Here is a 7,635-nt window from a genome sequence, read left to right as displayed (position 1 = left end):
ATATCGGAGTGACTAAGGACTCATACCTCCGGCGGCGCTTCGCGCGCCGAGGGGCATAACTAAAACCGGTGGGGTGCAGGCGCGTTCGGTGGTCCATGCAGCAGGTGTGGTTTCCCTTGCAGACCGGACCGCAAGCGCGTAGCGCGCAGCGGGATGGATGAGCCCTTTGTCACTTGCGCGGAGTGTGCGGGAAGACGGATGCTCCGGAGCCGCTCCGATATAAGGCAAGTGGTGGACTGCGTCACACTGGCGGTTTGAGCCGCTTTCTTTTGCCTACTTTTCTTTGCGGCTGCAAAGAAAAGTAGGTGCCGCCCCGCACAGGGGCAACACTAATAGACCGACATGAAAACAAGGAAAGCCACAAACCGGCAGAGCCACAAAAAGAAAACATACCGAGAGCCAGGCAAATCTCAAACACGCCCCTAGACAGATGCCAGGACTAAGCTTCCTACCCGACAGCTTCGCCGAATACGAGGACCTGAAAACGCTCCTCGATGCGGGCGCGCCCTGGTTCGACATCCGCAGCGCAGGCGAGGTCGAGGTGCGCGGGCGCCCGTTCTCGCTCTACGTTGCAGCGGTGGGCTCGCGCGATCCGCAGGCCCCCGCCATCGGTTTTTTTGGCGGCATTCACGGTCTCGAGCGCATAGGCTCGCAACTCGTGCTCGATTACATGCGCGCGCTCATCGGGCGCCTCGCGTGGGACGAACTGCTGATGCGCCAGCTCGAGTCGGTGCGGCTCGTGATGATGCCGATCTGCAATCCAGGCGGTATGTGGCTCGCCACGCGCGCGAATCCGAACGGCGTGGACCTCATGCGCAACGCGCCTCAGGATGCGGACGAGCACGTGCCGTTTCTCGCGGGCGGCCAGCGCGTGGGCTCCTGGCTGCCGTGGTATCGCGGCCGGCGCGGCGGGCCGATGGAGCCCGAGGCCCAGGCGCTGCTGAAGGTCGTCGATGAGGAGCTTGCGCACCGGCCGCTCGCGTTCGCGCTCGATTGCCATTCGGGCTACGGCTGGAGCGACAGCATCTGGTTTCCCTACGCGCGCACGCGCCAGTTGATGCGCCACCTGCCCGAGATGTACGTGCTCAAGACGATGTTCGAGCGCGCGCATCCGCATCACGGCTATACGTTCGAGCCGCAGAGCCACCAATATCTGCTGCACGGCGATCTCTGGGACTGCGCGTACGACCGCGCACCCGCGGCCAGCGTGTTCTTGCCGCTTACGCTCGAACTGGGCTCGTGGCTGTGGATCAAGAAGAATCCGCGCCAGCTCTTTTCTCGCCAGGGCATGTTCAACCCCGTCATGCAGCACCGCACCGCGCGCGTATTGCGGCGTCACGCGAATCTGTTCGAATTCCTCACGCGCGCCGCGTTTTCCGCATCGCGCTGGTTGCCCCACGGCGTGGCGCGCCAGCAGGTGTTGCAAAGCGCGATCGGGCACTGGTACCGGAAGCCGGGCTCGTGACGGCAAGCTGGATCCTGCTGCGCGGCCTCACGCGCGAGTCGCGCCATTGGGGGGCGTTCGCGCCGTTGCTCGAAGCGCGTTGCGGCGGGGTGCTGCCCATCGACTTGCCGGGCAACGGCACGCTTGCGCATCTGCGCTCGCCCATCGATGTCGATGCCTATGTGGATGCCGTGCGCGCCGAGGCGCAGCGGCAGGGCGCGCTGCCGCCGTATCGGGTGCTGGCGATGTCGCTGGGGGGCATGGTGGCGTCGGCGTGGGCGCGGCGCTTTCCCGATGAGATCGAGCGGCTCGTGCTCATCAACACGAGCATGCGGCCCTATAGCCGCTTCTATGAGCGCTTGCGTCCCGCCGCGTGGCCGGCGCTCGTGCGTGCCGCATCGCACTGGCGCGGCGCCGATCGCGGCGGCATCGCCGAAACCATGATCCACGCGTGTACCTGCGCGCGCCGCGATACGCTCGCCGCCGATCTCGACGCCTGGCGAGCGATCCGCGCGAGCGCGCCCGTGAGCCGCGCCAACGCGCTGCGCCAGTTGCTGGCGGCGGCGCGCTACACGGTGCGCAGCGTGCCGCGCTGCCCGGCGCTCGTGCTGTCCTCGCGCGAGGACAGCCTCGTGCACCCGGTGTGCTCGGCGCGGCTCGCGCGGGCGTGGGGGGCGACGCATCGCGAGCATCCGTGGGCGGGACACGACCTGCCTCACGACGATCCGCAATGGCTCGTCGACGCGGTCTGCGCGGCGTTTGCCCCATAATATGGGGACCGTTTTTCCGGCTTCCTTTGGAACGAATCCCACTCATGAACGACAACGACCGCCTCGCGCCCGCGTCGGCCGCTCCGGCCTCGCCGCGCCTCACAAGCCTTTCGCACGGCGGCGGCTGCGGCTGCAAGATCGCGCCGGGCGTGCTCTCCGCGCTGCTCGCGCGCAGCACGCCGCTCACCGCCGTGTTTCCGAACCTGCTGGTGGGCACCGAGACGGCCGACGACGCCGCCGTCTACAAGCTCAACGATGAACAGGCCATCGTCGCGACCACCGACTTCTTCATGCCGATCGTCGACGACCCCTACGATTTCGGCCGCATCGCCGCCACCAATGCGCTCTCCGACGTCTACGCGATGGGCGGCAAGCCGATCCTCGCGCTCGCGCTGGTGGGCATGCCGATCAACGTGCTGCCGCACGAGGTGATCGCGCAGGTGCTGCGCGGCGGCGAGGATGTCTGCGCGGCGGCCGGCATTCCGGTGGCGGGCGGCCATTCGATCGACTCGGTCGAGCCGATCTACGGGCTCGCCGCGCTCGGCGTGGTGCATCCCGAGCGCGTGAAGCGCAACGCCTCGGCGCGCGCCGGCGACGTGCTCGTGCTCGGCAAGCCGCTCGGCGTGGGGGTGCTCTCCGCCGCGCTCAAGAAGGATCTGCTCGATGACGCCGGCTACCGCGCGATGGTCGACGCCGCCACGATGCTCAACAAGCCGGGCACCGCGCTCGCCGAGCTGGACGGCGTGCACGCGATGACCGACGTGACCGGCTTCGGCCTGCTTGGCCACACGCTCGAAATCGCGCGCGGCGCGAGCCTGACGGCGCGCGTGCGCTACGCCGACCTGCCGTGGCTGCCGGGCGTGGAGGCGTTCGTCGCGCAAGGCGTGTTTACGGGCGCCTCGGGCCGCAACTGGGCCTCGTACGGTGAAGGCGTGACGCTCGCGCCCCAATTGCCGGAAAGCGCGCGCACGCTGCTCACCGATCCGCAGACATCGGGTGGCCTGCTCGTGGCCTGCGCGCCGGAGCGGGTGGATGACGTGCTCGCGCTCTTTCACGCGGACGGCTTCGACGCCGCATGTGTGATCGGTGAATTGACGGATGGGCCCGCGCGCGTGGAAGTCGCATGAGCGGGGAGTCGCCAAAGGCCATCTTCTATGCGCTCGCGGCGAACGCCGGCATTGCCGTGTGCAAATACGCGGCGGCGGCGTTCACAGGCTCGGGCTCGATGTTCGCCGAGGCGATTCACTCGACGGCCGATTGCGGCAATCAACTCTTGTTGCTGTTCGGCCTGCGCCAGTCGCGCGAGCCGCCCACGCCTTTGCATCCGATGGGCACGGGCCGCGCGATCAACTTCTATTCGCTGCTCGTGGCGCTGCTGTTGTTCTTCGTGGGCGGCGTATTTTCGGTGTACGAAGGCATTCACCGGCTGATCGCGCGCGAGCCGCTGCAATACGTGTATGTGGCGCTCGCGGTGCTGGGTATTTCCGTGGCGCTCGAGGCGTTTTCGCTTTACGGCGCCTTGCGCGAAATCCGCAAGGGTTCCCCCACGAAATCGCTGTGGCGCTGGGCGCGCGAAACGCGCGACTCGGATCTGCTCGTGGTGGCCGGCGAGGACATTGCCGCGCTCGCGGGGCTCGCCATTGCGTTTGCGGCGGTGCTGCTCACGGTCATCACCGGCAATCCGGTGTGGGACGCGTGCGGGTCGATCGGCGTGGGCATTCTGCTCATGCTGATTTCATGGTTCATCGCACGCGAAGTGAAGTCGATGATCGTGGGCGAGTCGGCGAGCCCGGAAACGCGCCGCGAAATTGAGGCGTTCTTGCGTGGGCGGCCGGAGATCCGCGGCATCATCAGTCTGATTACCCTGCAATGGGGTAAGGAAGTGGTCGTGGCTGTTCAGGCCGAGATGATCGACTACGACCACAGCCGCACGATGGTCGAGGCGATCAATGTGATTGAGGCCGATCTTCAGGCGAAATTCCCGCAGGTCCGCTGGGTGTTCTTCGAACCGGATTTCGCGCGACGTCAGGGCTAATCGATGCCCACGCAGCTGAGCGCCAACGGCTGGCGCAATATCAGCTGAATTTTCGTATCCGCTTTCACTGCAGTTTATTTTTCCTCCCGTGGCAGCGACGGTGCTTGAAATAAGTGCCGCCGCTGCCACGCGCGCTCATTGTTCCGGTGCCATTTAATCCCATTTCTCCAGATTACGCCGGCTAACTGTGCCGATTTCGAATTCATTCTATTTCGACTCGGCAGTCGATTGCCTGCAATACGCGGATAACCGCGCACGGCCGCCTCGCATGGCGCCGATGCTCGAAGGGCGCTCACAGTGCCGCTCAAAAGCGATTCGAAGTCGTTCTATTCAATAGCGCCATATTCGTCTCTAAAATTATTTTCGAAGTTACTCAGAAATTGTTTTTTGTATTGATTATCTGGGCGCATTTTTGGAGAAGGAACTCTTCGTTCCTTTTGATCAAGCGAATTCGAACTAATTCGAAAGCAGAAAACACCGGCACTTGATGTGCGCCGCCCAAAGCGTGAATCCTGATTCTTTAAGGGGCGTACCAGCATCGCCGGTTTTTTCTGCATATTGGCGGACTAATCATGAACAAGGCATATCGCGTCGTCTGGAATGAAACCACCGGTAACTGGGTTGCCGCTTCGGAGCTGGCTGCGGGGCGCAAGAAGGGCTCCTCGCGCAAGGCTCGACTGCTGAGTTCAATTGCTGCCGGCGTGCTCTCGGCCCTGACGTTTGGCGCGGTGATGCCGGAGATTGCGCTGGCGGGCACGAACGTCTCCAATGGTCTGGCCCTGCAGGGCAGCACCTCCGGTACCACCAACGACTACTATCAGTACTTGTACCGCAATGGCAACTATGCTCCCACCAAGGGCTGGGACAACCAGTACGCATTGGGCGCTTTTGTGTCGATTGGCATGTATGCGTACACCGGGGTCAATAAGGCCGATGACGCAATCTTCAAGCTCGACGGCTATAGCGCCAACGGCCGTGGCGGTGGCGTGGCGCTGGGTGACAGTGCCACGGTGACGGGTGAAACGGGTGTTGCGCTGGGTGCGCACGCATCCGCAACGCGCAGCTTCTCGATGGCCATGGGCGGCAATGCGATGGCCAGCGGTCTCGGTGGCATCGCGACGGGCCGTGAGTCGCTGGCCAGTGGCAACTACAGTATCGCCAACGGTTTTGTCGCTACTGCGAGCGGCACCGGCGCCATCAGTATGGGCCAGTCGGCGAACGCGAGCGGTTTGCGCTCAATCGCAATCGGCACCTCCAACCAGCTGTCCGCGGCCGGCAACACCGCAGCCGATGGCTCGTTGCTGACCAATGCCGCCAACGCGGCGGGCGCGGACGCCGTAAGTATTGGCACCAACGCTGCAGCTGGCGGCGACAACAGCGTCGCGCTCGGTCTGCAAGCGGCTACCACTTCCGCCGGCACCAACGGCGTTGCCGTCGGCAACGGCGCTACCGTTTCGGCGAATAACGGCATTGCTATCGGCGTCGGCGCTATGGCAACCGGCACGAACGCGCTCAGCGTGGGGACGGGCAACAAGGTCTCCGGCAATAACTCGGGCGCGTTCGGCGATCCCAACACCATTACCGGCAACGGCAGCTACGCCGTCGGCAACAATAGCACCATCGGCGGCGACAACAGCTTTGCGTTCGGCAACAGCAATACCATCAACGGCACCAACAGCGCCGTCATCGGCAGCAATGGCTCGGTCGCCTCAGGTCAGACCGACGTGTTCGCGCTTGGCAACAACATCACCAGCACCGCGTCCAATTCCGTCGTGCTCGGCTCCGGCTCAGGTACGACGCGCGCCAACACCGTTGCCGTGGGCTCGTCCGCTGCGCAGCGCCAGGTCGTCAACATGGCCGCCGGTACGTCGTCCACGGACGCCGTGAACGTTGCCCAGCTCAAGCCCGTGATCAATGCACTGGGCGGCAATGCGTCGCTCGACGCCGCCACCGGGGCAGTGACGGGCCCGAGCTACACGCTTGCCAATGCCAATGCCATTACCGGCAACAGCAATTCGCTGGGTGACGTCGGGAGCGCATTGGGCCGCCTCGACAGCGCGCTGGGCGAAGTCAACGCAGTGGCCAACGAAGGCTGGAACGTGAGCGCCAACGGCGGCACGGCGCAGAACGTCGCGCCGGGCGCCACGGTGAACTTCAAGAACGGCACCAACACCAAGGTTTCCGTTGACGCCAACAACAACGTGACCTACGACGTGGTGGACAACCCCACCTTTGCCGGCACGGTCACTGCCAACGGCGGCCTGACCGTGGGCGCTGGCCAGACCGTGAACATGGGCGGCAACAAGGTCACGAATGTCGCCAGCGGTTCGGACGATACCGACGCGGTGAACATGGCGCAATTGAATGCGACGAACGCGAACGTGGCGATCAACGCGACCAACATTGCTCAGAACACCAGCGATATCACTCGTGTTGAAGGCAAGGCAGACCAGTCGGGTGCTGCAGTGGCCTCGGCACTGGGTGGCGGTGCGGCGTACAACAGCACGACCGGCGCAATCAGCGCACCGGTCTATGCGGTCCAGGGCAGCACGTACGGCAACGTGGGCGCGGCACTGGGCAGCCTGGACACGGCCGTAACGGGCAATACCAGCTCGATCAGCGACATCACGAATCAGCTCAATAGCGGCACGGTGGGTCTGGTGCAACAGGCCACGGCCGGTGCAGACCTGACGGTGGGCAAGGATACGGACGGTGCAGCAGTGGACCTCGCCGACAAGGACGGCAACACCCGCACGCTGAAGAACGTGACGGCCGGCGTGGCTGATACGGACGCGGTGAACATGTCGCAACTGAACGCGACGAACGCGAACGTGGCGACCAATGCATCGAACATTGCGCAGAACACCAGCGATATCACTCGTGTTGAAGGCAAGGCCGACCAGTCCGGTGCTGCAGTGGCCTCGGTACTGGGTGGCGGTGCGGCGTATAACAGCACGACTGGCGCAATCAGCGCACCGGCTTATGCAGTCCAGGGCAGCACGTACGGCAACGTGGGTGCAGCGCTGGGCAGCCTGGACACGGCCGTAACAGGCAACACCACCTCGATCAGCGACATCACGAACCAGCTGAACAGCGGCACGGTGGGTCTGGTGCAGCAGTCCGCTGCCGGTGCAGACCTGACGGTGGGCAAGGACACGGACGGCGCAGCAGTGGATCTCGCCGACAAGGACGGCAACACCCGCACGCTGAAGAACGTGACGGCCGGCGTAACCGATACGGATGCGGTGAACATGTCGCAGCTGAACGCGACGAACGCGAACGTGGCGACCAACGCGACGAACATTGCGCAGAACACCAGCGATATCACCCGCGTGGAAGGCAAGGCGGACCAGTCGGGCGCAGCAGTGGCCTCGGCACTGGGCGGT

At 64.6% G+C, this 7,635-nt stretch carries 5 protein-coding genes; all 5 read left to right on the top strand.

Features of this window, described 5'->3' with window-relative positions; translation table 11 throughout:
* The first annotated feature begins 430 nt into the window (after window positions 1-430).
* Window positions 431-1,465: a M14 family zinc carboxypeptidase gene (locus tag EYW47_RS03430; protein WP_133193456.1), complete on the top strand. Its 1,035-nt coding sequence runs from the start codon at window positions 431-433 to the stop codon at window positions 1,463-1,465.
* On the top strand, window positions 1,462-2,214 hold the full coding sequence (locus EYW47_RS03425; RefSeq protein WP_133193455.1) for an alpha/beta fold hydrolase: 753 nt from the start codon (window positions 1,462-1,464) through the stop codon (window positions 2,212-2,214). Before EYW47_RS03430 ends, EYW47_RS03425 begins: the two co-directional genes overlap by 4 nt.
* Window positions 2,215-2,258: 44 nt before the next feature.
* A complete protein-coding gene (gene selD, locus EYW47_RS03420) occupies window positions 2,259-3,341 on the top strand; it encodes a selenide, water dikinase SelD (protein ID WP_133193454.1) in 1,083 nt (360 codons plus the stop codon).
* The gene (locus EYW47_RS03415) at window positions 3,338-4,249 is read left to right on the top strand and encodes a cation diffusion facilitator family transporter (RefSeq protein WP_133193453.1); all 912 of its coding nucleotides are present in this window, start codon (window positions 3,338-3,340) and stop codon (window positions 4,247-4,249) included. The genes selD and EYW47_RS03415 overlap by 4 nt, the downstream gene beginning before the upstream one ends.
* Window positions 4,250-4,821: 572 nt before the next feature.
* A partial coding sequence (locus EYW47_RS03410) for an ESPR-type extended signal peptide-containing protein (RefSeq protein WP_276322924.1) occupies window positions 4,822-7,635 on the top strand: 2,814 nt, incomplete at its 3' end.

The sequence above is a fragment of the Paraburkholderia silviterrae genome (assembly GCF_004353915.1).
Taxonomy (GTDB): Bacteria; Pseudomonadota; Gammaproteobacteria; order Burkholderiales; family Burkholderiaceae; genus Paraburkholderia; species Paraburkholderia silviterrae.
The sequence above is the reverse complement of the archived record's forward strand: the minus strand, read 5'-3'. Positions and strand labels throughout refer to the sequence as shown.